Source organism: Allobrachymonas sp. (assembly GCF_041912815.1).
In the GTDB taxonomy this organism is placed as follows: Bacteria; Pseudomonadota; Gammaproteobacteria; order Burkholderiales; family Burkholderiaceae_C; genus Brachymonas.
In genome coordinates this window covers 42,869-62,274 of the sequence record NZ_JAYRLV010000005.1, presented here as the reverse complement: position 1 = coordinate 62,274, position 19,406 = coordinate 42,869, and the positions used below count along the sequence as shown (strand labels likewise).

Below are 19,406 nucleotides of genomic sequence, written 5' to 3'. Positions count from 1 at the left end.
GGCGCCCAGCGTCCGACGCGGGGCGCTTTTCTGTCTGGCCGATGCTGGGGGCATGGTGGTGTGCCCGTCTCCACCTTTCCTAATTTCGGGCAGGGGATTCAGCCGGCTTCCAGCGCAGCATGCGCAGGCCATTGGCCACGACGAGCAGGCTGGCACCCATATCGGCAAACACGGCCATCCACATCGAGGCATGCCCGGCCAGAGCCCAGCCCAGCACTGCCAGCTTGATGCCGAGCGCGATGGCAATGTTCTGCCACAGCAGCCCGTGCATGTGGCGCGAGAGCCGGATGGCCTCGGGGATGCGCCGCAGATCGTCGTTCATGACGACCACATCGGCGGTTTCGAGCGCGATATCGGTGCCGGCACGCCCCATGGCAAATCCCAGATCGGCACGGGCGAGGGCCGGGGCATCGTTGATGCCATCTCCCACCATGGCGGTCAGCCCGTGCGACTGCTGCAGGTCACGGATGGCCGTGAGCTTGTGTTCGGGCAGGAGCTCGCCGCGCGCCTCTTCCAGCCCGGTCTGCCGGGCCACCGATTGCACGGCCGCCGCATGATCTCCACTCAGCATGACGGTGTGCAGGCCGAGACCGTGCAGCGCATCGATGGCGTCCATGGCCTGCGGCCGGACCGGATCGGCGACCGAGAACCACGCCTGGGGAGTGCCATCGACGGCCAGCACCGTCACGCTGCGTCCTTCGGCTGCTTCGTGGTCCATGGCCATGGTCAGGGCCTGTGCGGCAGGAATCGATGTGCCCTGCAGCCAGCGCAGGCTCCCCAGTGCGAGGGAGTGGCTCTGCCACTGCCCCACCATGCCTTGCCCCGGCAGATTGCGCACGGTGTCGGAGGGAATGTCCACAGGTGGCACCTGTCGGGCCTGCAGGCCGGCAGCAATGGCGCGGGACACCGGATGGTCCGAGGCTTCTGCCAGACCCGCTGCCAGTGCCAGCAGCTCGGTCGTCGGCAGCAGGGCAGCGGGCTCTGTGGCCACGCCCATGTCCACCAGCCGGGGTGAGCCATGGGTCAGGGTTCCTGTCTTGTCGAAGGCCACGGCGCGCAGCGTGCCGGCTTTTTCCAGGGCAGCCCCGCCCTTGAACAGCATGCCGCGTCGGGCCGCCGACGTGAGGGCACTCACCACCGTGACAGGCGTGGCAATCACCAGGGCGCAGGGGCAGCCGATGACCAGCAGCACCAGCCCGGTGTAGATGCCGCGCCACCACGTCCATCCCAGCAGCAGCGGCCCGGCCAGGGTCACCGCCAAGGCGATGAAGAAAATGGCCGGTGTGTAGAGGGCCGCGAACCGGTCGATGAATGTCTGTGTGGGGGCCCGGCTTTCCTGGGCTTCTTCCACGGCTGCGATGATGCGTGCCAGCAGGCTCTGGCTGGCGGGGGCGGTGGCACGCCATTCGAGTACACCGTCGAGATTGATGGTCCCGGCATACACCGGATCCCCGGTGGTCTTGTCGACCGGAATGCTTTCGCCTGTCACCGGTGCCTGGTTGACGCTGCCGCGCCCCTGCAGCACGACGCCATCGAGGGCGATGCGCTCGCCAGCCCGTGTGCGCACCACCGAGCCCGTGGCGACGGTGCGGGCAGGCACCGTCGCCCAGGAGCCATCGTTCTGCCGAACCTGGGCTGTCTCGGGAGCCAGGCGCAGCAGCTGGTCGATGGCCTGTCGGGCACGGGCCGTCGACCGTGCTTCCAGCCACTCTGCCAGGGCGTAGAGTGCCATCACCATGGCAGCTTCGGGCCATTGGCCGAGCACGAAGGCTCCCGTGACGGCCACCGTCATCAGGGCGTTGATGTTGAGTCTGCCCTTGCGCAGGGCGGCCAGTCCCTTGCGGTAGGTGGACAGACCGGAGAGCGCAATGGCCAGTACGGCCACGGCCATGCCGGCCAGACGACCGGCCGTGGTGCCGCTCAGCACGGCATGGAGCCACTCGGCTCCTGCGGCCAGTACCAGTGCGGCCACGATGGGCTTCAGCCCTTCGCCGAACCGGCGGGTGGCCGGAAGTTCGGCCGCAGAGGCGGAAGCATGGGCGTCCGCTCCCGCTGTCGATGCATCGGCCTCCCAGCCCGCACAGGCGGCACAGGTCTGTGGGGCATCGGCGGCCGATGCAGAAGGCGCATCGTCGCGCAAGGGGGTCACCGTGGTGCGATAGCCCGCGGCATGAATGGCCTGCTGCACGCGTGCCAGCACCGGCATCTCGGCCCGGAACCGGAGTTCACGGTGGGGCAGGCGGAACTGCAGCTCCTGCACGGTGTCCCCCAGAGGGCGCAAGGCATGGCGGATGTCGCTTTCCTCGGCGGCGCAGTCCATGTCCGGGATGTGCAGGCTGTGCTGGGGCCATGCGGCGCTTGCGGCCGTGGGCGCAGGTGCGTCGGGCGGAGCCGATGGAGCAGAGGCAGGGGTGTTGCAGCTGTTCCCATGGCCGCATCCGCACCCGGTGTCGGTACAGGCCACGGCCTGTGCAGGAGGCGGAGCCGGACGTGTGGATGCCGGGGCTGCCTCATCGTCGTGGCAGCAGGAACAGGAGCAGGAAGATGGGGAAGAGTCGGAGCAGGACATTCCGCCATTACAAACCCTGCAGCAGCTACAGGGTCAAGAGGGGAACCCTGTCACAATCAGGGGCATGACTCTGTCGCGCATCCCTTCTTCCGATTCTGCTGCTGATGGCACTCCCGAGGCCGGTCCCTGGCGCATCGGGGCGCTGGGGCGATTGGCTGGGGTGGAAGTAGAGACCATCCGCTATTACGAGCGCATCGGTCTGTTGCCTGCGCCCGCGCGGTGGGGCAACGGCTATAGGGCCTATGGAGCGTCCCATCTGGAGCGCCTGGCCTTCATTCGGCACTGCCGCGCGCTGGACATGTCCGTGGCAGACATTCGCCACTTGCTGAACCTCATGGCCAACCCCATGGCAGACGGGGCAGGAGTCGACGCCCTGGTGCAGGCCCAGCTCGACCGGGTGCGCGCTCGTCTGGCCAGCCTTCATGCGCTCGAAAGGCAGCTGCAGGCCCTGCAGGGCTGCTGTCAGGAGGGGGAACATGCCGGACGACACCTGAGCAGCGAATGCCCCGTTCTGCAGGAGCTGGTGGAGGCGGCCCGCATCGAGGCGGGGACCCGCCATGCCCCGCCCCCTTCCGGCACAGAAGGCGTGACAGGGTCCTGAGAAGCCTCAGGATGCCAGCACGGCCTTGATGGCGGCAGACACCTCTCCCATGTCGGCCTTGCCGGCGAGCGTTTTCTTGGCTGCGCCCATGAGCTTGCCCATGTCCTGGGCTGTAGGGCGGTGTCCGTTGTCGGCTTCGAAGGCTTCCGCAATGGCGCGGACGGCGGCAGCGATCTCTTCTGCCCCCATGCGGGCCGGCAGATAGACCTGCAGCACCTGCATTTCGGCCTTTTCCTTGTCGGCCAGGTCCTGACGCTGGGCCTGCTCGAAGGCCGCCACGCTGTCCTTGCGCTGCTTGATGAGCTTGTCCACCACGGCCACGATGGCCGGGTCGTCGAGGGTGATGCGTTCGTCGACCTCACGCTGCTTGATGGCTGCCTGCAGCAGACGGATGGTGCCCAGACGCTCGGTGTCCTTGGCGCGCATGGCGGTCTTCATGTCTTCGGTGATGCGTTCCTTGAGGGACATGGTGGAATGTTCTCCTTGCTTGGTGGAAAATGAAAGAGGGGATGATTTGGCTCCTGCTTCGCGACGGTGCCGCAGCGGGGCACGCACCGTCGCGCGGCCATGAAAAAACCCGCATCGGCGTCCCGAGGCGGGTTTTTCGTGTCGGAGCGCGAAACTGATCAGTACAGTTTCTTGGGCAGCTGCATGGAGCGCACGCGCTTGTAGTGACGCTTGACGGCAGCAGCCTTCTTGCGCTTGCGTTCGGCCGTGGGCTTCTCGTAGAACTCACGGGCGCGCAGCTCGGTGAGCAGGCCCAGTTTTTCGATGGTGCGCTTGAAGCGGCGCAGGGCAACCTCGAAGGGTTCGTTTTCTTTTACGCGGATGGTGGTCATTAGCTAATGGTTTCCGAATGATTGCAGGTGATTGCCGCAGGAAGATCGGGCCTGCGGGACAGCCCGCACAATTGTCCCCGTCTACAGGTGATCAGGCCGACGGGGTTTGCCAGCAAGCCAGACATTATAAGGGCAGGAAAACCGGCACACAAGCATCCGCACGGCGGTGGGTGTCGCTGCTGCAACGCATGTCCATCCCTTCGGCGGACAGGACGGCACGTGCTCAGAGGGCGTGCATGGTGTCGTGTTCGGCGCGCTCGATCAGCTCGATCTTGTAGCCATCCGGGTCTTCGACAAAGGCGATGACGGTGCTGCCGCCCTTGACGGGGCCTGCTTCCCGGGTGACTGTTCCGCCTGCCGCGCGGATGCGCTCGACGGCGGCGCGGGCATCGGGGACTCCGATGGCAATGTGCCCGTAGGCGGAGCCCAGGTCATACTGCTCCACTCCGTAGTTGTAGGTGAGCTCCAGCTCTGCCTGGGCCGGATTGGCTTCGTAGCCGAGAAAGGCGAGGGTGTAGCGGTATTCGGGGTTGTCGCTGGTGCGCAGCAGGTGCATGCCGAGCACGCCGGTGTAGAAGTCGATCGAGCGTTGCAGGTTGCCAACGCGGAGCATGGTATGAAGGATGCGCATGGAAAAAATCACTCCTGTATCAAGAATTCGTCATGGTGTGGTCAGCATTGCTTGCGCTGGATGCCGGAGGGATGTGGAACAATGCGTCCACTTGTCCGCAGGGGCTGTGCCTGAGAGAAGGCCATGCCATGGTGCGGAACGCGCAGTGACGCAGTCCACCTTGGTCATCCAGACAGCGGCAACGGATTTGCGCAGCAGTCTCTGCCGGGCATTCGACCCCAGGCGTCGGCAGGCTGGAGCCGGGGGATGCAGTCAACCATTGCCGCCCGTCATTTTGCAGCCACGCCGATCCGCATAATAATCGCCCCCGTCAAAACCACCACTCAGCCAGTTTCCACCTATTTATGGACGCCATCACCATCGACATGACCAGCATGCGGTCCGCTGCTCACGAGGCATCGAACCTCCTGCGGGTCCTGGCCAATGAAAACCGCCTGCTTCTGCTGTGTCAGCTGAGCCAGGGAGAAAAATCGGTCGGGGAGCTTGAGCAGCTGCTCGGCATCCGGCAGCCCACCCTGTCGCAGCAGCTCGGTGTGCTGCGTGCAGAAAACCTCGTCGAGACCCGCCGCGAGGGCAAGCAGATCATCTACCAGGTGGCCGATGCGCATGCGCAAAAGCTGCTGGAGACGCTCTACCGGCTCTACTGCATGCAGGATCTGTGCTGAGCGGAGAGACACCGCCGGCACGAGGAAAGATGCCGGGCGGGTGAACACGCACCCTCCACACCCCAAAAAGCCGACCACAAGGTCGGCTTTTTTGTGGAAGCCCTCGGGGCTGACGCAGCAGGAAGGCTTCCTTTTTTGGGCTGCTACAGTCCGGGCAATGGCTACCCGGACTGAGGCGGGGGGCTCACTGCCAGCCGAAACCGCCGGAATTTCCGCCCTTGCGGTTTCCACCGCCACGGTTGTTGCGGCGCATGCTGTCCACGCTGGTGCGCAGGGGGTCGGGCTGGCCGCCGTTGCCGGTGCTCTTGCGGGAGGCATCGTAGGAGCTCTTGAACAGTGCGCTCTCGTGGCTGCGGGGCTGGAACTCGTCGGCTGCAGGGCGCGGGCGACGCTGCGGAGCTGCAGCGGGGTGGCGGTTGCCTGCGGCGTTCCGGGGAGGCCGGCCCGGCTGCTGGCCGGGAGCGCGGTTGTCGGCGTAGGGACGCTGCTCGCCGCCGGCATGTGGCTGCGAATTGCGTGGCCCGGCATTGTTGCCGTTGCTGCCACCATCGCTGCGGAAGCGGTTGCGGCGACGGCCGGCATGCGGTTCGGCACCGTTGTCGGCACCCTGTCCGACGGAGTAGGGCGCTGGATTCGTGGCTGGACGTGCAGCGGTGGCAAAGTTCTTGTGGCCCATGTCGGCGTCTGCCCCATGCCGGCCGGAAGCGCGACGGGGAGCGGCGTCGGTACGGGCGGGCTTGGGAGCCTTGTTCTCGCGGATGCGCTGCATCATTTCCTGGCGGGCTGTCTTGGCAGCGGCTGCCATCACCTCGCGGCTCGGAGGCTTGCCGGCACCTCCCCAGAGGGTCTGGCGGCCCATGGCGATGGGTTCGGCACGCTCGCCTTCCTCGGGACCGTAGCCTTCGACGAATTCCACCGGGATCTGCTGGTGGGTGAACTTCTCGATGGCGTGCATGAAGCCTTCCTCGTCGAGGCAGACGAAGCTCACCGCATGGCCTTCGGCGCCGGCGCGGCCCGTGCGTCCGATGCGGTGCACGTAGTCTTCGGACACGTTGGGGATTTCGTAGTTCACGACATGCGGCAGATCATCGATGTCGATGCCGCGGGCGGCGATGTCGGTGGCCACCAGGGCGCGGAGTTCTCCGCTCTTGAAGCCGGCAAGGGCCTGCGTGCGTGCGGTCTGGCTCTTGTTGCCATGCAGGGCCATGGCGCTGATGCCGTTCTTGTTGAGGAATTCGGCCACATGGTTCGCACCGAACTTGGTGCGGGTGAACACGAGCACCTGGTTCCAGTGGTTCTGCTCGATGATGTGGGCGAGCAGGGCCTTCTTGCGGTTGCGGCCGACCGGATGGATGACCTGGCGGATGCGCTGCACCGTGGTGTTGCGGGGCGTGACCTGGACGTGCTGGGGCGAGTGCAGCAGGCTGTCTGCGAGGTCACGGATGTCGTCGCTGAAGGTGGCGGAGAACAGCAGGCTCTGCTTGTCCTGGGGCAGGAGCCGGAGGACCTTCTTGACGTCATGGATGAAACCCATGTCGAGCATGCGGTCGGCTTCGTCCAGCACGAGGATTTCGACATGGCTCAGGTCCAGGACGCCCTGGCCTTCGAGGTCGAGCAGGCGGCCCGGAGTGGCCACCAGAATGTCCACGCCCTGCTGAATGCGCTGGATCTGCGGATTCATGCCGACGCCGCCGAAGATCACGGTGGAGGACAGCGAGAGGTGCTTGCCATAGTCGCGCACCGATTCCTCGACCTGGGCTGCCAGTTCGCGGGTGGGAGTGAGCACGAGCGCGCGCACGGCGCCGGGGGCACGTGCCGGGCGCTGGCTGAGCAGCTGCAGCATGGGCAGCGTGAAGGCCGCCGTCTTGCCGGTGCCGGTCTGTGCGCCGCCGAGCAGGTCGTTGCCCGCGAGGATGAGCGGAATGGCCTGCTGCTGGATGGGGGTGGGGGCGGTATAGCCGAGTTCCTGCACGGCTTGCACAATGGCTGGCGCCAGTTGTAGTTCTTCAAATGTCATGGTTGGGGGCGCCTTGGAGGCGCGGGGTCAGTCAAGGGCTGCCTTTTGCGCGAGGAGCGCTTACCAGTGAAGGGCAGACTGGGAGCGGGCATGCTTGCGTCCCGAAGGCATCGGGGGCATGGCCTGCATGCGACCTGCCCGAAGACTCAGAGCCTCGGGCGTGATTGCCAGATACTGGTGGCTGGCAACGCCGTATATTGTCGCATGCTGGGATAATACACGTCGCAACTGCCCGCAAAAAGCGTTTTTTCCGTCTGCGGGTGGCAGTCTTGCCACATACGGCACATTCTTCCCATTTTTCCCCTTTCTCCCTTATCAGCATGCCGCGTACGCGCCGGCACAAGGAACACATCGCATGGCCCAATATGTCTACACCATGAACCATGTCAGCAAGATCGTGCCGCCGAAGCGGCAGATCCTGAAGGACATTTCTCTTTCTTTCTTTCCGGGCGCCAAGATTGGCGTGCTGGGTCTCAATGGCGCGGGCAAGTCCACGTTGCTGAAGATCATGGCTGGCATCGACAAGGAAATCGAGGGCGAAGCCCTGCCCATGCCCGGCATCAAAGTCGGCTATCTGCCCCAGGAGCCGCAGCTCGATCCCGAGGAAACCGTGCGCCAGGCCGTGGAAGGCGGCATGGGTGAGGTGCTGGCCGCCAAGAAGCGGCTCGATGAAATCTATGCGGCCTATGCCGAACCGGATGCCGATTTTGATGCACTGGCTGCCGAGCAGGGCGAGCTGGAGGCGGTGATCGCTGCGGCAGGCACGGACAGCGAGCACCAGCTCGAAATCGCGGCCGATGCGCTGCGCCTGCCCGCCTGGGATGCCGTCATCAAGACTCTCTCGGGGGGCGAGAAGCGGCGCGTGGCACTGTGTCGCCTGCTTCTGTCCAAGCCCGACATGCTGCTGCTCGACGAACCCACCAACCACCTGGATGCCGAATCGGTGGAGTGGCTCGAACAGTTCCTGCACCACTTTGGCGGGACGGTGGTGGCCATTACCCACGACCGGTATTTCCTGGACAACGCGGCCGAATGGATTCTGGAACTGGACCGGGGCCACGGCATTCCCTGGAAGGGCAACTACAGCACCTGGCTGGAGCAAAAGGAGGCGCGCCTGGAGCAGGAACAGAAGAGCGAGGACGCCCGCATGAAGGCCATGAAGAAGGAGCTGGAGTGGGCACGGCAGAACCCCAAGGGGCGTCAGGCCAAGAGCAAGGCCCGTCTGGCCCGCTTCGAGGAACTGTCAGATTACGAATACCAGAAGCGCAACGAGACGCAGGAAATCTTCATCCCCGTGGCCGAGCGACTGGGCACGGAGGTGATCGAGTTCAGGAACGTCACCAAGTCCTTTGGCGACCGTCTGCTGATCGACAACCTGAGCTTCAAGGTGCCGGCAGGGGCCATCGTGGGCATCATCGGGCCGAACGGGGCGGGCAAGTCCACGCTGTTCAAGATGGTGGCGGGCATCGAGCAGCCCGACAGTGGCGAGGTGCAGGTCGGCAAGACCGTGCAGATGGCCTTCGTCGACCAGACCCGCGACAGCCTGGCCAACGACAAGACGGTGTGGGAGGACATTTCCGGCGGGCTCGACATCATCACCGTGGGCAAGTTCCAGATGCCCAGCCGTGCCTATTGCGGTCGTTTCAACTTCAACGGGGGCGACCAGCAGAAGAAGGTGGGATTGCTCTCCGGTGGTGAACGCGGGCGCCTGCACCTGGCCAAGACGCTGATGCAGGGTGGCAATGTGCTGCTGCTCGACGAGCCCTCCAACGACCTCGACGTCGAAACCCTGCGCGCCCTGGAGGACGCGCTGCTGGAGTTCGCGGGCAGCGTGATGGTGATCAGCCATGACCGCTGGTTCCTGGACCGCATCTGTACCCACATCCTGGCCGCTGAAGGGGACAGCCAGTGGGTGTTCTTCGACGGCAATTACCAGGAGTACGAGGCCGACAAGATCAAGCGGCTCGGCGAGGAGGGTGCCAAGCCCCGGCGCGTGCGCTACAAGGCGCTCAAGTGAGCGGATACCGGAACAGGGAGTCCTGATCCGGACTCCAGGACTGGGGCATGGGCCGCACCGGGCGGGCCGTGCCCCGTTTTGCATGGATGCAGGGGCAGCACAAAGGGGACAGACATGGTGGAGAAATGGGATGCCGTGGTGGTGGGGGCCGGGCCGGCAGGAACCATGGCCGCGCATCGGCTGGCAGAGGCCGGAATGCGAGTGGCCCTGATCGAGAAGGAACGGCTGCCGCGCAGCAAGGTGTGCGGCGGAGGGCTGGTGTACCGGGGCCGTCGGCTGCTGCCCTTCGACATCACGCCGGCGGTGGAACGCGAGTTTGGCCATATCGCCATGTATTACGACCAGTATCGGGGGCGGCTTGAGGCGCAGCGTGACGCGCCTGCAGTGACGCTGGTGATGCGCGATGCGTTCGATCACCTGCTGGCCCGGGAGGCCGTTCGGGCCGGGGCGGTGCTGCGCGATGGATGTGCGCTCGAAGGGCTGGAGCTCGGGGCAGAGTGGCACCGCCTGCATACGACGGCCGGGGTGATGGAGACGCGCCATGTGGTGGCGGCCGACGGGGCGCGCGGGCCGACTGCCCGCTGGGCGGGGTGGAGCGAATCGCGCACGCTCCTGCCGGCCATCGAATGCGAGGTGCGCGTGCCGGACGCCGATTTCGCGCGTCTGTCCGGGGAGCTGCGCTTCGATTTCGACAGCATTCCGCATGGGTATGGATGGAACTTTCCCAAGCAGGGGCATCTGTCGATCGGTGTCGGAGTGTTCCAGAAGCGGGGGGGCTCGCCGGGGCTCAAGCAGCACTGCCTGCGCTATGCGCAGGTGCTGGGGGTGAAGGACATGGATCTGCAGCAGATGCATGGCTATGTGATTCCGGTGGGGCCCATGCCGGTGCTGGCGCGCCAGCGGGTGCTGCTGACCGGCGATGCCGCAGGGCTGGCAGATCCCCTTACGGCAGAAGGGATCTCGCAGGCGCTGCAGAGTGGCATCTGGGCGGCGGAGGCCATTGTGCAGGGGGCGGGGGATGCGGCGCAGACCGAGCGGCTCTACCAGGCCCATCTGGAGGAGCACTTCATGCCGCAGTACCGGGCCGCGCGCACTCTGGCGAGCTGGTGCTATGGCCAGCCCCGCATCCGCGATGCCCTGCTGCGGCACTTCGGTCCCCGGCTGGCGGGGCGGACCATGGATGTGTTCATGGGGGAGGGCACTTACCCCCTGCATATCCGCAAGGTGATTTCGGGGCTGATACGGCAGCTCTGGTGAGGAGTCGGACAGGCCGCCTGGCGGGGGCACGGTACGGGCTTGTCAGAGGAGGCAAAGGTGCGCCAGAATGGAACAGGTTGCAGGTGCCGTCGAGGGATGGATTCCTGCTGCGCTGTTCCATGTCCTGCCTGTCTACGGGGAGCTCCCATGCAGTCTGCCGAAGGTCCTCCTTTTTCCCAGTCCCCTGCTGCCTTGCGCGGGGCCGATGAAGCTGCTGCAGGGCAGGGGCGCAGCGGGGCGTGTGCGTCGCTCTCGTGCGTGCCCTCCACCCTGCTGATTCCGCTTGCGGGGCGGGCGTTTGGGGATGCGCTCTATCCGGCGCTGGCGGTGGACGATGTCTATGCCCGTCGTACCCTGGAAGCACTGGGAGAGGATGGACAGCGCTGGCTGGAGGATCGTGCCAGCGTATGGGGCACCCTGGTGCGCACGCAGTATGTGCGTACACTGGCCCGTGCGTTTCTGGAGCGGCATCCTCAGGGGCATGTGCTGAATCTGGGGTGTGGCCTGAGCCAGTACTTTCAGTGGCTCGACAATGGCCGTGCGTGCATGACCGAGATCGACATGCCGGAGGTCATGGCGCTGCGGCAGCGTCTGCTGCCTCCGCTCAATGACCGCCACCGCATGGTGGCCAGGGATCTGTCCCAGCCGGGATGGTGGGAGGCCGCCGGGATGGACGCGGGCGGGGAGGTACCCCTTTTCATTCTGCTCGAAGGCGTGAGCATGTATCTGGATCGTGCCCAGGTACGGGCACTGCTGCGCACGGTGGGGGAGCGGGCGCCGGGCAGATCGATGCTGGTGCTCGATGCCCTGTCGGAGGTGGCGCGCGGGCCGACCCAGTGGCATCGGTCGCTGCGGCACACCGGGGCATGCATCCGCTGGGGGCTGCATCGCCAGGAGGATCTGCAGACACCGCATCAGCGCCTGAAGCTGGCAGGACAGTTCGACGTGATGGCAGGATACGACTGGAGCAGCGCACTGGGATGTGCGGGGTTCCGGTTCTGGACCGGGGTGCCATTCTACGGGCTGTATGTGCTGGCCGTGGGCGGCGGGGAGCCTGCGTCGGTGGAGGCCGGCTGAGGGGCCCCTTCCCGAAGGAAGGGGTGTCGTCGGCAGGGGATCAGATTTCGGCGATCAGTTCGATCTCGACGCACGACCCCATGGGCAGCTGTGCCACGCCGAAGGCGCTGCGGGCATGGGCGCCCTTCTCGGCACCGAAGACTTTGCCGAGCAGTTCGCTGCAGCCGTTGGTCACAAGGTGTTGTTCGGTGAAGTCGGGAGCGGAGTTGACCAGGCTCACCACCTTGACGATGCGCCGGATGCGGTTGAGATCTCCCACGGCAGCATGCAGCGTTCCCAGCAGATCCACGGCAATGGCCTGCGCTGCCTGGGCACCGGTGGCGGTGTCCATGTCCTTGCCGAGCTGTCCGACCCAGACCTTGCCGTCACGCTTGGCGATGTGGCCGCTGAGGTAGACCTGGTTGCCACTTTGCACAAAGGGCACGTAGGCGGCGGCGGGCACGGCAACGGGGGGCAGGGCAATGCCCATCTGTTCGAGCTGGGCGTAGATATCGGACATGGATGATTCTCCTCGGGGATCGATGAAAAGACAGACGAAAGGGGGTGTGCAGAGCACACGCAGAACACACACAGAGCACCACCCCCTTCTGCATCCGCAGCAGGGAGGGCCCCTCGGCACGGCTGGGGAGTGGGGGCATCTGGCGGTGTCGCTGGCCCTGCTGGAGCCACCGCGCAGACAGGCGCCACACAGGCGCCACACAGGCGCCACACAGGCGCCACACAGGCGCGCAGTGCAGCGGAATCATTGTAGGAGGATTGGCAGGAGCGGGTGGCGTGGACAGTGGCCATGGGGCACCGTGCATGGCCCAGGGCCCATTCTTAAATCCGAGGGTCGTCGTCAGGGCGCGGGAACCGCAGGGGCGGCAGGGGCAGGCTGCGCCGGGTTGTCGACGGGTTCCACCGTGACGCCCACCTGCAGCGAGTGTGAGGCGCCCCCCGTGAGCACGCCGCGCAGGGGGGTGACATCGCCGAAGTCACGTCCCGTGGCCACCACGATGTAGTCGGCTCCTGGAGTGCCCCAGCCGAAGCGGTTGTTGGTGGGATCGAAGTCGCACCAGTAGCCGCGCGTGATGCCGCTGGCGGGTCGGAAGGGCAGGGCCTGGGCATCGTTGAGCGGGGTGGAGGAGAGCTGCAGGTCGACTTCGGCATCGGGCAGATAGACCGAAACCCAGGCATGGGAGGCATCGGCGCCGATGAGGCGGGGCTGACCGGGCGGCGGGGTGGTGAGCAGGTAGCCGCTGACGTACCGCGCGGGCAGGCCGAGGGAGCGCAGGCAGCCGATCATGATGTGCGCAAAGTCCTGGCAGACGCCCTGGCGCTGCGCGAGCGCGGTGCGTGCCGGGGTCTGCAGGTCGGTGCTGGCCGGGGCGTAGCGGCATTCCGTGTGGATGCGTTCGGTGAGGTCGATGCAGGCCTCGAACAGCCCGCGTCCGGGCGTGAAGCTGGGTTCGGCGTATTCGCTGAAGTCGCTGTGCCGGGGGACGTAGGGCGAGGGGTAGATGAATTCGGCCGCCACGTCGAACGGCTGGCCAGCCCGGTAGGCAAACCGCTCGCGGACCTGCTCCCAGGGAGCATAGCTGTAGCCGATGGCGGGCGTGACGGTCTCGATTTCGGTGCAGGCGGTGACCTGCAGCTGCTGGTGTGCAGCTGCCACGCTGAAGTAGCTGCGCTGGTTGCCGTACACATCCTGGGAGGTGGACAGGGAGGCTGGCTCGGGCGTGATCACCAGGCTGTGCGAGAGCACTTTCTGGTGCAGGGTGTCCACCGGACGCAGCCAGGCCATGTGCTGGGCCGACTGCACGGTCTGGCTGTAGAGGTAGGTGGTTTGGTGGGTGACGCGCAGATGCATGGCGGAGAGGGCGGAAATCGGAAACGGGAAGGAGGTCAGGCCAGGGGCAGCGGTTCCGGGGGGATCAGGTGCCGATGCTCTGGCTGATGGCGTCTGCCGCCGGGTAGAAATACGTCTGCGAGACGGCGGTGTTGATGGCGTCGGCCACGATCTGGCATTGCTGCAGCAGGGCCTGCAGGCTCGAGCTGTCTGGCAGGATGTCCGGAGTGAGCTCGGTGGCGGTGTCGGGGGTGAGCTCGGTGGCGGTGTCGGGGGTGGCGTGTTCCCATGCCGACAGGTCGGGCCAGATGGCCTGCAGCGCGGGCCAGTGCACGGCATCGTCCTGCAGGGCGGAGGGAGCCGGCGTGACCGGCGGTACCTGTGCCGATGCGGGTGGCTGATGGGCCGTTCCCGAAGTCACGGGCAGGTGGTGCAGCAGGTCGCGCAGTTCGCCGAGTGTCCAGTGCAGGGAGCGTGGGTGGCGGGGATTGGCGATGAGGGGCCGCCAGGTCTCCAGCGTGGGAAGCACTTCGGTATGCAGTCGGGGCTGGGGCTGGCGGTTGTCGAACAGCGACAGCAGGGCGATGCTTGCCTGCGCGTCGTGGTGGACACCCTGTTCGAGCGCATGCTGCAGGGTGTTGGCCACGCAGGCCAGGCGCTCGACCATGCGCCCGAGCATCAGCATCTGCCAGCCGATGCCGCGCGGCAGGCGGTCGAACTGCACGCCGGTCACCGCTGCGAGGGCATGGCTGAGATCGACGAGCTGGCTCACCACATCCTGCGCGGCCGGCAGCGGAGGGAGGCTGCCGTCGGGGGCCGGGGCGGGCGATACGGTGTCGTGCAGGGTGTCGAAGCCATGGCGCACTTCCTGCACCAGCTGCCAGTGCTGGTGCGAAAGGTAGCTGCGCAGCATGGAGGTGACGTTCTGCATGGGCAGGATCGTGCCGGCCAGCCCGGTGTGGTCCTGGCACAGCGAGGTGGTCAGGGCCGCTTCGAGGGCGGCGGCCGTGCCCTGGTGTGGCGCGTCGGGCGCGAGCAGTTCCTGGTCGAGGCTGACCCGCCAGAGCCAGTCGAGCAGCACGGGGCCGGGGGTATCCTGATGGCTCAGGCTGTCGAAGGCCATGATCGAGAGGCGGACGGTGTTTTCGCTGCGTTCGGTGTAGCGCCCGAGCCAGAACAGGTTCTCGGCCATGCGGCTGATGAGCAGTTCGGGTGCGTGGTGGCGTGCATGGGGGCGCGGGGTGGATGCCGAAGGGGCCGGAGCAGGGGCCGCGGCGGCAGGGGCCCGCGCAGGCAGGTCGGCAGCGCTGGCCGTGGAATCCGGCAGGATCCACACGTCCACGCTGCTGCCGCCACGCTGCATCGAGGCGATTTCGGTATCGCCCATGGCCAGTCGTGCCATGCCGCCGGGCAGGGCCATCCAGCCGTCGCCATCCCGGATGGCAAAGACCCTGAGCACGACGGGGCGCGAGGTGAGTTGCGCGGCACCGCTCGCGCCATCCTGCCGCCAGCAGGCGGTTTCGGACAGCGGCATGTACTGCTGAAGGGTGTAGTCTCCTCCATGCTGGTGGATGCGCGATTCCATGTCCTGCAGCTGATCGGGGCGCAGATGGGCGCCCAGCTCCGAGGCAAAGCCGTGGTACAGGTCGCTGCCAGCATAGGTGGGCTTGATGGCCATCTGGGTCAGGCGCGGGAGGGCCTGTGGCAGCACGGCCTCTTCGCCGCACCACCAGGTTGCCAGGGCCGGCAACTGCAGGGGGGCGCCCAGCAGGTGTTCGGCAATGGCTGGCAGAAAACCCAGCACGGCCGGGGATTCCAGAAACCCGCTGCCGGGGCTGTTGGCCACCACCACGTTGCCTGCGCGCAGGACCTGCAGCAGTCCGGCCACACCGAGCGCCGATTCGGGGCGCAGCTCCAGCGGGTCCATCCAGTCGTCGTCCACGCGGCGCAGGAGCCCGTGCACGCGCACCAGCCCCTGGGTGGTTTTGAGGTAGAGCTTTTCCTGGTGAACGCGCAGGTCGCCGCCTTCGACCAGGGGAATGCCCAGAAAACGGGCCAGATAGGCCTGCTCGAACCATGTTTCGTTCATCTGCCCCGGGGTGAGCAGCACCAGCGTGGGCGTTTCGCCGGCGCCCACCAGCGGCTGACAGTGGGCACGCAGGCTCGTGAGCAGGGCCTGATAGGCATGGATCAGCTTGGGCACTCCGAGCTGCTCGAAGGTGTCCGGAAACTGCTGCCGCACGAGGTGGCGGTTTTCCAGCAGATAACCCAGCCCCGAAGGGGCCTGGGTGCGCTGGGTCATGAGGTGCCAGCCCCCCGCAGGACCCCGGACGAGATCGAAGGCCACCAGATGCAGGTAATGCCGCTGCGCGATGCCGTGCATGGCGCGGAGGTAGCCTGGATGGCCCTGCACCAGGGCCGAGGGCAGCAGACCATCGCGCAGCAGCTCCTGTCGGCCGTAGATGTCCTGCAGAATGCGCTCCAGCAGCTCCGCGCGCTCCAGGATGCCGGCCGAGAGCGTGGCCCATTCGGCGGGGGGAATCAACAGGGGCAGGAGATCGACTTCCCACGGGCGCTGGGCGCCCTGGCTGTCGGAATAGACGTTGTAGCTGATGCCGTTGCCCAGCACCATGCGCCGCAGGCGCAGCAGCCGCTGGGTGAGATCGTCCGGCGTCTTGCGGGCCAGTGCATCGAAGAAGGTGCGCCAGTGCGGGGCCATGTCGGCGGGCGACAGGGGACCGGCGCTTTCAGGCACGGAACGGCCGAGCAGCTCGCTGTAGTGCCCGGCGGTGGACGGCACGTCGAGTCCCGGAAGCGTCCAGCCGGCATCACCTCCAGGTGCAACCGGTGCGGCGTCGAGAGAGGCTTGGGGTGCATTCATGGAGCTAGTCTAGCGACAGCCGGTCCTGCCTGCAGGCCGTATGGCACACAGCCTGTCGCATGCCCGACAAATACGCACGCTTTTTCATGTCGCAAGGCCCTGCACGATGCGCCCATGCCACGGACAGGCAGAGGGCGCATGGCATGATGCGCATGCGTACTTTGGTACGTTCCATTTTCTATTGATGAGGTCCTTGGTGCATGGCTGGTGCACGCATGTCTTTTCGCTCGCTGGGGTGGCCCCAGGCCTGGCGCCGTTTTTCCGTCACTCCTGCCGCTCTGTGCTGGCTCGCGGGGGTGGCCGTGCAGCTGCAGCAGGCCAGGCTGTGGACGGGGGTGTCCTACGCAAGCAGTGCAGGCGCAGCCCTGCTGCTGGCGCTGCTCTGGCTGCGTCGCAGGCATCTGCCCGCGCCATGGCTGTATCTGGCTCTGGCGGTGCTGGGGTGGAGTCTGACGGGCCTGCGGGCGGTGCAGGTGGCCTCGCAGGCACTGGACCGGGATCTGCAGGGACGCGATCTGGTCGTGGTGGGCCGTGTGGTGGGACTGCCTCAATGGGGGGAGGACGGCACGCGCCTTGCCTTGCAGGTGGAGTCTGCCCTGCAGGAGGGTGCGGCAGTGCAGCTCCCGCCACGGCTGGCACTGGGCTGGTACCGTCTTCGCTCCTGGCGGGGGCGCGAGGTGCAACCCGAAGGTGCTGCCCCGGTATCCGAGGAACTCGCCTCAGCCCCTTCCGAGCCCTGCCGCATGTGCGTCATGCCGGGCGAGCAGTGGCGCATGACCGTGCGCCTCAAGCAGCCGCACGGCAACCGCAATCCCTGGGCCTTCGACAGCGAACTCTGGATGTGGGACCAGGGGCTGGGCGCCACGGGCTACGTGCGCGGCGGGCGCTCCGGCGCACCGGCTGAACGGTTGGCCGATGCGCGTCCCCTTGATGCTGCCGCCTGGATCGACCGCGCCCGTGTCGCCGTCCGCACCCGCATCTACCAGGTCGTGGCACCCGGCGTCGTTCCCTGGGAGCAGGGCCGGGCTGCTGCCGCACCCCCGGCGGGAGGTGGCGCAGGGCGGGCGCGGGTGGCCGGGGTGCTGGCTGCGCTGGTCATGGGGGACCAGTCGGCCATCGATCGGGACGACTGGGACATCTTCCGCATCACCGGCGTGGCGCACCTCATGAGCATTTCCGGGCTCCACATCACCATGTTCGCCTGGCTGGCTTCGGGGCTGGTCGGCTGGGGCTGGCGCCGCACGGCGCGCTGGAAGTGGCCCCTGTGCCTGGCCATTCCGGCACCGCGCGCAGCTCTGTGGGGCGGGGTGCTGCTGGCATGGCTGTATGCGCTGTTCAGCGGCTGGGGGGTGCCGGCTCAGCGCACCGTGTGCATGCTGGTGGTCCTGGCAGTCCTGCGGTCCGGCGGGCGGCAATGGCCCTGGCCGGCCCTGTGGGCCGTGGCCGCTGCCGCCGTGGTGGCCTGGGACCCCTGGGCGCTTCTGCAGGCGGGGTTCTGGCTCAGCTTCGTGGCCGTCGGCATTCTGTTCGCAGCGGGGCAGGAGCAGACGGCGCCGGCAGATGGCTGGCGGGCCCGCATCATGCACACTCTGGCCGGATTCGGACGCGAGCAAATGCTGGTGCTGGCGGCCCTGACACCGCTGACGCTGATGATCTTCGGGCAGGTTTCGCTCGTGGGTACCCTGGCCAACCTGGTGGCCGTGCCCGTCGTAACCCTGCTCGTCACTCCGCTGGCCATGCTCGGGGCGCTGTGCTCGCCCCTGTGGCTGGCGGCAGCCTGGTGCGTGCAGCAGCTCATGGCGCTGCTGGGCTGGCTGGCATCGTGGCCGTGGGCGCAGTACCAGGCTGCACAGGCGCCCTGGTGGGCCGGTGTGCTGGGCGTGGCCGGAGGGGTGCTGCTGTGCATGCGCGGGCCCTGGCCCTTGCGATGGCCGGGAGCGCTGATGATGGTGCCCGTGCTGGCCTGGCAGGCCCCACGGCCGGATGCAGGGGAGTTCGAGGTCCTCATGACCGACATCGGGCAGGGCAGCGCGCTGGTGGTACGCACGGCACGGCACACCCTGCTCTATGACGCGGGCCCACGTTATGGCGCGCACAGCAATGCGGGCGACCGCGTGCTGCTGCCGCTGTTCCACGCGCTCGACGAGACCCCCGACGTGGCCGTGCTCAGCCATTCCGACACCGATCACATCGCGGGCATCGAGCCGCTGCTGCAGGCCTATCCGCACCTGCCCCTGCTCGGATCCATCGCCCCGGACCACCCCCTGCAGCAGCTGCGGGCCGTCGAACCCTGCAGCGTGGGTCAGGACTGGCAGTGGGAAGGGGTGGACTTCCGGTTCCTGCACCCGCTCGAAACCGACTATGTGCCCCAGGCCAAGACCAACGCCATGAGCTGCGTGCTGCGTGTGAGCAACGGACGCCGCACCGTGCTGCTCACCGGAGATGCCGAAGCGCCACAGGAAGCCGCCATGCTGGCCCGCACGCCCCCTGAATGGCTGCGGGCCGATGTGCTCGTGGCGGGGCATCATGGCAGCAGAACGTCCAGCAGCCAGCCCTGGCTGCAGGCCGTGGCGCCGCACTGGACCCTCATCCAGCATGGCTACCGCAACACCTATCACCATCCCCATCCGCAGGTGCTGGCGCGCCTGCACAGCGTGGGCACCATCGTGGTGCAGACAGACCAATGTGGTGCGGGGTGGTGGAGTTCGGCCACCAATGCCATCCGCTGCGAGAGGGAAGTCCACCGGCACTACTGGCAGCACGAGGTGCCCACGCTTCCCTGAAACCCTGCAGATTCCTGCGCAGGGCCGCTGTACCGGCCTGTGTCCGCGCGAAAATGGAGCCGTCCCGTCCCGGGTCTCCTGTCTCTGGAGCAGAGAAAACGGCGTGGGCGCCTCCTGCATTTCCCTGTCGTGTGCATGTCTTTTCGGCATGGGCTCTGCAAGTCGGCATCAAACTTGCTGCACTGCCCACAAACAGGTGCGTGGGCAGTCTGGGGCGCCCGAGCCACACCCTCCGTCACGG

14 protein-coding genes are annotated in these 19,406 nt (G+C 66.8%); 6 read left to right on the top strand and 8 right to left on the bottom strand.

What is annotated here, in order from left to right; translation table 11 throughout:
• Positions 1-79: 79 nt before the first annotated feature.
• Positions 80-2,320, bottom strand: a complete 2,241-nt coding sequence (locus ACE3P9_RS05885) for a heavy metal translocating P-type ATPase (RefSeq protein ID WP_374492419.1) — start codon at positions 2,318-2,320, stop codon at positions 80-82.
• Between the two features lie 313 nt (positions 2,321-2,633).
• On the opposite strand from ACE3P9_RS05885, the gene ACE3P9_RS05880 reads away from it, so the two are divergent.
• Positions 2,634-3,170: a Cd(II)/Pb(II)-responsive transcriptional regulator gene (locus ACE3P9_RS05880; protein WP_374492417.1), complete on the top strand. Its 537-nt coding sequence runs from the start codon at positions 2,634-2,636 to the stop codon at positions 3,168-3,170.
• 6 nt (positions 3,171-3,176) lie between these two features.
• On the opposite strand, the gene ACE3P9_RS05875 is transcribed toward ACE3P9_RS05880, so the two are convergent.
• The 3 genes from ACE3P9_RS05875 to gloA form a co-directional block, all read right to left on the bottom strand.
• A complete protein-coding gene (locus ACE3P9_RS05875) occupies positions 3,177-3,638 on the bottom strand; it encodes a GatB/YqeY domain-containing protein (RefSeq protein WP_374492416.1) in 462 nt (153 codons plus the stop codon).
• A 158-nt stretch (positions 3,639-3,796) separates the two neighbouring features.
• Positions 3,797-4,009 carry a 30S ribosomal protein S21 gene (rpsU, locus tag ACE3P9_RS05870; protein WP_374492415.1) on the bottom strand — a complete coding sequence of 71 codons (213 nt, stop codon included), beginning with the start codon at positions 4,007-4,009 and terminating at the stop codon, positions 3,797-3,799.
• A gap of 223 nt (positions 4,010-4,232) precedes the next feature.
• Positions 4,233-4,640 carry a lactoylglutathione lyase gene (gloA, locus tag ACE3P9_RS05865; protein ID WP_374492414.1) on the bottom strand — a complete coding sequence of 136 codons (408 nt, stop codon included), beginning with the start codon at positions 4,638-4,640 and terminating at the stop codon, positions 4,233-4,235.
• 344 nt (positions 4,641-4,984) lie between these two features.
• Here gloA and ACE3P9_RS05860 point away from each other — a divergent pair, with 344 nt between their 5' ends.
• Complete coding sequence (locus ACE3P9_RS05860; protein WP_374492412.1) at positions 4,985-5,305, top strand: ArsR/SmtB family transcription factor; 321 nt, start codon at positions 4,985-4,987, stop codon at positions 5,303-5,305.
• Between the two features lie 184 nt (positions 5,306-5,489).
• Here the strand turns inward: ACE3P9_RS05860 and ACE3P9_RS05855 are convergent, their stop codons facing one another.
• Positions 5,490-7,322 (bottom strand): DEAD/DEAH box helicase, encoded by a 1,833-nt coding sequence (locus tag ACE3P9_RS05855; protein ID WP_374492409.1) that lies wholly within the window; start codon positions 7,320-7,322, stop codon positions 5,490-5,492.
• A 355-nt stretch (positions 7,323-7,677) separates the two neighbouring features.
• Here ACE3P9_RS05855 and ettA point away from each other — a divergent pair, with 355 nt between their 5' ends.
• The 3 genes from ettA to ACE3P9_RS05840 all read left to right on the top strand — a co-directional run bounded on the left by ettA (position 7,678) and on the right by ACE3P9_RS05840 (position 11,673).
• Positions 7,678-9,339, top strand: a complete 1,662-nt coding sequence (gene ettA / locus ACE3P9_RS05850) for an energy-dependent translational throttle protein EttA (RefSeq protein ID WP_374492407.1) — start codon at positions 7,678-7,680, stop codon at positions 9,337-9,339.
• A 114-nt stretch (positions 9,340-9,453) separates the two neighbouring features.
• Entirely contained in the window at positions 9,454-10,596 is a 1,143-nt protein-coding gene (locus ACE3P9_RS05845) for a geranylgeranyl reductase family protein (RefSeq protein WP_374492406.1), read from the top strand.
• 147 nt (positions 10,597-10,743) lie between these two features.
• Positions 10,744-11,673 carry a class I SAM-dependent methyltransferase gene (locus ACE3P9_RS05840; RefSeq protein WP_374492404.1) on the top strand — a complete coding sequence of 310 codons (930 nt, stop codon included), beginning with the start codon at positions 10,744-10,746 and terminating at the stop codon, positions 11,671-11,673.
• A gap of 40 nt (positions 11,674-11,713) precedes the next feature.
• Here the strand turns inward: ACE3P9_RS05840 and ACE3P9_RS05835 are convergent, their stop codons facing one another.
• The 3 genes from ACE3P9_RS05835 to ACE3P9_RS05825 form a co-directional block, all read right to left on the bottom strand.
• A complete protein-coding gene (locus tag ACE3P9_RS05835; RefSeq protein ID WP_374492402.1) occupies positions 11,714-12,172 on the bottom strand; it encodes a RidA family protein in 459 nt (152 codons plus the stop codon).
• A 339-nt stretch (positions 12,173-12,511) separates the two neighbouring features.
• Positions 12,512-13,522 carry a transglutaminase N-terminal domain-containing protein gene (locus ACE3P9_RS05830; RefSeq protein ID WP_374492401.1) on the bottom strand — a complete coding sequence of 337 codons (1,011 nt, stop codon included), beginning with the start codon at positions 13,520-13,522 and terminating at the stop codon, positions 12,512-12,514.
• 64 nt (positions 13,523-13,586) lie between these two features.
• Positions 13,587-16,382 (bottom strand): circularly permuted type 2 ATP-grasp protein, encoded by a 2,796-nt coding sequence (locus ACE3P9_RS05825; protein WP_374492399.1) that lies wholly within the window; start codon positions 16,380-16,382, stop codon positions 13,587-13,589.
• A 215-nt stretch (positions 16,383-16,597) separates the two neighbouring features.
• Here ACE3P9_RS05825 and ACE3P9_RS05820 point away from each other — a divergent pair, with 215 nt between their 5' ends.
• Entirely contained in the window at positions 16,598-19,165 is a 2,568-nt protein-coding gene (locus ACE3P9_RS05820) for a DNA internalization-related competence protein ComEC/Rec2 (protein WP_374492398.1), read from the top strand.
• The last annotated feature ends 241 nt before the right edge of the window (positions 19,166-19,406 follow it).

Coding starts and splice junctions, on each gene's coding strand:
- ettA (WP_374492407.1), top strand. CDS start 7,678: ATGGCCCAATATGTCTACACCATGAACCATGTCAGCAAGATCGTGCCG.
- ACE3P9_RS05880 (WP_374492417.1), top strand. CDS start 2,634: ATGACTCTGTCGCGCATCCCTTCTTCCGATTCTGCTGCTGATGGCACT.
- ACE3P9_RS05885 (WP_374492419.1), bottom strand. CDS start 2,320: ATGGACTGCGCCGCCGAGGAAAGCGACATCCGCCATGCCTTGCGCCCT.
- ACE3P9_RS05830 (WP_374492401.1), bottom strand. CDS start 13,522: ATGCATCTGCGCGTCACCCACCAAACCACCTACCTCTACAGCCAGACC.
- rpsU (WP_374492415.1), bottom strand. CDS start 4,009: ATGACCACCATCCGCGTAAAAGAAAACGAACCCTTCGAGGTTGCCCTG.
- ACE3P9_RS05845 (WP_374492406.1), top strand. CDS start 9,454: ATGGTGGAGAAATGGGATGCCGTGGTGGTGGGGGCCGGGCCGGCAGGA.
- ACE3P9_RS05855 (WP_374492409.1), bottom strand. CDS start 7,322: ATGACATTTGAAGAACTACAACTGGCGCCAGCCATTGTGCAAGCCGTG.
- ACE3P9_RS05835 (WP_374492402.1), bottom strand. CDS start 12,172: ATGTCCGATATCTACGCCCAGCTCGAACAGATGGGCATTGCCCTGCCC.
- gloA (WP_374492414.1), bottom strand. CDS start 4,640: ATGCGCATCCTTCATACCATGCTCCGCGTTGGCAACCTGCAACGCTCG.
- ACE3P9_RS05820 (WP_374492398.1), top strand. CDS start 16,598: ATGTCTTTTCGCTCGCTGGGGTGGCCCCAGGCCTGGCGCCGTTTTTCC.
- ACE3P9_RS05825 (WP_374492399.1), bottom strand. CDS start 16,382: ATGAATGCACCCCAAGCCTCTCTCGACGCCGCACCGGTTGCACCTGGA.
- ACE3P9_RS05840 (WP_374492404.1), top strand. CDS start 10,744: ATGCAGTCTGCCGAAGGTCCTCCTTTTTCCCAGTCCCCTGCTGCCTTG.
- ACE3P9_RS05860 (WP_374492412.1), top strand. CDS start 4,985: ATGGACGCCATCACCATCGACATGACCAGCATGCGGTCCGCTGCTCAC.
- ACE3P9_RS05875 (WP_374492416.1), bottom strand. CDS start 3,638: ATGTCCCTCAAGGAACGCATCACCGAAGACATGAAGACCGCCATGCGC.